The organism is Candidatus Cloacimonadota bacterium (genome assembly GCA_034661015.1).
In the GTDB taxonomy this organism is placed as follows: domain Bacteria; phylum Cloacimonadota; class Cloacimonadia; order JGIOTU-2; family JGIOTU-2; genus JAYEKN01.
Genome location: JAYEKN010000290.1, coordinates 1 through 1,460 on the forward strand (window position 1 = coordinate 1; position 1,460 = coordinate 1,460).

Consider the following 1,460-nt stretch of genomic DNA (forward strand, 5'->3'; position numbering starts at 1 on the left):
AAACTTCGATTTGTTTCGGAGGGTTTTTGTTTATTGCTTCGGAGATTTTTATTACCGTCTTTTAGAACAGAAGGTAAAGATTCATCGCTAAAATCAGTCGGAGCATCCCATTCCAGAGTAACATCATTTGTGGACACACTTGCAATTAAATTTGCGGGAATATTGAGAAGTTCCAGTTCAAAATTGCAATTTGTGGTTTGGTTTGCAATAACTTCCTGATTTGTTATAATTTCTGTTTGGTATCCATATAAACTTGCTCTAATATCATACGAGTCCGGAATGAGTGGCATAATATATTCACCATCTTGATTCGGGTGAGCAGTTTGAGTGTTCACAAAAATGGTTACATCTTTCACATTTCCGCTTCCTCCAAGCAGATTTACATTTCCGGCAAAATAGCCCAAATTTTGAGAATTTCCATTTTCCATTAAAACATCATCAATAGACCATCGGTTGATACCAAACGAATCCCCATCAAAAGTGAAAGCAAACTGAAACGTGGGTGAGCCCACATCACTTGTGGAAATCGTAATATTCTCAGTTGTTGCTGGTAAATTTGATGATGGCCATGTTGTTACAGTATTCCATGTGTTGCCATCGCCGGTTGTTTCCAGTCGAATTTCATAATTACCCGTATAATTGTTAATTGAGTGTGAAAATTCCAGTTCTAAAGTACTTGAACCAGCTGTGTTTAAAGGTAGAATTTGTAATCTTTGAACAGCTGTTGTTGAAGGATAATAGCTAAATTGAGCTTCCGGTGGTGAACTGCCGGCATGATTACTATAACTTCCGCCCCAATTAAACGATCCTGAAGAGGACGTAATTTCCCAACCATCAGGGGGAAAACTGTTAAAATCTTCATTAATTAGAACAGGAATTTGAGAAATTGTCAGAGAGAAATCGCCTTCATTGCTATAATTTAATTCGCCGGAAATAATCCAATCCAGATTTACAATATGCCCGACAGGAGCGTTGGTTGCAGCCGATAAATTAAAAATACCGGAGGATATGTTTCCCGCATCAATATCTCCGATAAAAAATTCAGATGAATTAAGAGTGATATAAGGATCATTTAAGAAAATTAATGTACCGATTTCATATCCGCTTGCACCTCCGGAATTCTCAAAAAGTAATACTATTTCTGCGGTTTCACCGGGGTCTAAAATGCTATTCTGCCCGTCATTTACCAAGACGGATTCCAAATCAATGATTGGTGCATTCAACTCAATATTGAAATAAAGTTCCCAATTATTTTCATTGCTCATTACATTGACAAGAATTTCTGCGATGTAACCGTCTGGGCAATTTTCTGAAACTGAAATATTGAAATCTGTAAAATTTGTTTGAAAACTGCTTCCGCCGATGTTTCCATAATCAGATTCGTTTTGATTGATCGTAATAAATTCATCCGGCGTGAAAATAATTGCTGAAACCGAGGTGGCTGGGTTTGTTCCCAGATT

General features: G+C 37.3%; 1 protein-coding gene. It reads right to left on the bottom strand.

Going from position 1 to position 1,460, the window contains the following annotated elements; translation table 11 throughout:
- On the bottom strand, positions 1-1,460 hold a 1,460-nt coding region (locus U9P79_10110; GenBank protein ID MEA2104975.1), incomplete at both ends, for a choice-of-anchor J domain-containing protein.